Annotated in this window: 2 protein-coding genes; both read right to left on the bottom strand. The window is 74.0% G+C overall.

Annotated features, from left to right (window positions below):
• Positions 1–102: 102 nt before the first annotated feature.
• Complete coding sequence (locus ACOJUF_RS07895; protein ID WP_420121309.1) at positions 103–573, bottom strand: heat shock protein transcriptional repressor HspR; 471 nt, start codon at positions 571–573, stop codon at positions 103–105.
• A partial coding sequence (locus ACOJUF_RS07890) for a DnaJ C-terminal domain-containing protein (RefSeq protein WP_420121308.1) occupies positions 573–1,734 on the bottom strand: 1,162 nt, incomplete at its 5' end. The genes ACOJUF_RS07890 and ACOJUF_RS07895, both read right to left, overlap by 1 nt.

Genomic DNA, 1,734 nt, shown 5'->3' with positions numbered 1-1,734 from the left:
GACCGGCGGGCGGCCCCCGGGCGCCGCGGGCCGGACCTCGGCGCCGGACCTCGGCGCCGGAACTCAGCGCCGGATCTCAGGGCCGGGCCTCGGCGCCGGACCTCAGCGCCGGGGCTTGCGCCAGGCGACGATCGCGGTGCCCGGCTGCTGCCAGGGCACCACGTCACGGCGCAGCCCGGCGATGGCGTTGGCCGCCGCATTGGCGGCATCCATCCGCGCCCCCAGCAGATCGTCCTGCAGCTCGGCCACCTGGGCGGTCAGCTCGGCGATCCGCGAGCGCAGGGCATCGACCTGGGACTCCAGCTCGATGATGCGCCGGATGCCGGCCCGGTTGACGCCCTCGTCCTGGCTCAATCGCTGGACCTCGCGCAGCAGTTCGATGTCCCGGTGGGAGTAGCGGCGCCCGCCGCCGGCCGTGCGGCCGGGTGAGACCAGGCCCTCGCGGTCGTAGGACCGCAAGGTCTGGGCGTGCATCCCGGCCAGCTGCGCCGCCACCGAGATGACGAACAGCGGCGCGTCCATCTCGAACCCGGGTCCCGACCGGTCGGGATCACCCTTGCCCGGCCGGGACATCACGAGCTCCCGGCCGCGGCGCCGTCCCGCGAGCGCAGGGCACGGGAGATCGCCTCGCGCGGATCGGCGGTCTGCGCCGCGGCGAAGGCCTCGAGCGCGGCCTTGGCCTCGCCGGAGAGCTTCTGCGGCACCGCGACGTCCACCGTGACGATCAGGTCACCGGTCGCGCCCTTGCGGGTCACCCCGGCCCCCTTGACCCGGAACTTGCGCCCGTTGGCCGTCCCCGGCGGCACCCGCAGCCGGACCGACCCGGTCAGCGTCGGCACCGTCAGGGTGGTGCCCAGCGCCAGCTCCGGGAAGGTGACCGGCACGGACAACGTCAGGTTGTCCCCGTTGCGGCCGAACAGCTCGTCCGCGGACACGTGCACGACGACGTACAGGTCGCCGTTGGGCCCGCCCCCCGGACCCGGCTCGCCCTTGCCGGCCAGCTTGATCCGCTGCCCGTCCGCGACCCCGGCCGGGATGCGGGTGGTGAGCGTGCGGGTCTGCAGGACGGTGCGCTCCCCGTGGCAGGTGGGGCAGGGGTCGTCGATGATCGACCCCGTGCCGTGGCAGTTCGCGCACGGCTCGGAGAAGGCGAACGAGCCCTGGTTGCGGGTGGTCAGCCCCGAGCCGTGGCAGACCGGGCACTCGCGGGGCGACGTGCCCGGCTTGGCGCCGATGCCGTGGCAGGTCGGGCAGGTGGACCGCTCGGTCAGACCCAGCGGCACGGTCACCCCGTTGATCGAATCGGCGAAGCCGATGCGGACCTCGGTCTCCAGATCGGCGCCCTTCTGAGCGCGCATCCGGGTGCCGCCCGGAGTACCGGTGCCGCCGCGGTTGAACAGCCCGCCGAACAGGTCGCCGAGGCCGCCCATGCCGCCGGCGCCGCCCATCCCGCCGCCCTGGGAGGCGTTGCGGAACAGGTCGCTCATGTCGAAACCGCCGGCCCCCGCCGGCCCACCGCCGGCCGAGCCGCCGCCGAAGCCGCGGAACGCGCCGGAGGCCATGAGGTTGCGGGCCTCGTCGTACTCCTTGCGTTTGGCGGTGTCGGACAGGACGTCGTAGGCCTCGGAGACCGCCTTGAACTTCTCCTCCGCCTGCTTGTTGCCCGGATTCTTGTCCGGGTGCAGGTCCCGGGCGAGCTTGCGATAGGCCTTCTTGATCTCGTCGCCGGACGCG

It is taken from the genome of Nakamurella sp. (assembly GCF_048594475.1).
Taxonomy (GTDB): Bacteria; Actinomycetota; Actinomycetes; order Mycobacteriales; family Nakamurellaceae; genus Nakamurella.
Note: the sequence above shows the minus strand (reverse complement) of the source record. Positions and strands in the feature narration are given on the sequence as shown.